The organism is Bacillus cereus group sp. BfR-BA-01430, from assembly GCF_022663115.1.
GTDB classification, from domain to species: Bacteria; Bacillota; Bacilli; order Bacillales; family Bacillaceae_G; genus Bacillus_A; species Bacillus_A cereus_BD.
In genome coordinates this window covers 1-223 of record NZ_JAKUEW010000105.1, presented here as the reverse complement: position 1 = coordinate 223, position 223 = coordinate 1, and the positions used below count along the sequence as shown (strand labels likewise).

Genomic DNA, 223 nt, shown 5'->3' with positions numbered 1-223 from the left:
TCGGCTACGCATCGTTGCCTTGGTGAGCCGTTACCTCACCAACTAGCTAATGCGACGCGGGTCCATCCATAAGTGACAGCCGAAGCCGCCTTTCAATTTTGCACCATGCGGCGCAAAATATTACCCGGTATTAGCCCCGGTTTCCCGGAGTTATCCCAGTCTTATGGGCAGGTTACCCACGTGTTACTCACCCGTCCGCCGCTAACTTCTTAAGAGCAAGCTC

General features: G+C 54.3%; 1 rRNA gene. It reads right to left on the bottom strand.

Features of this window, described 5'->3' with window-relative positions:
• Positions 1-223: ribosomal RNA gene (locus MR058_RS23925) — 16S ribosomal RNA — on the bottom strand; the annotation flags it as partial.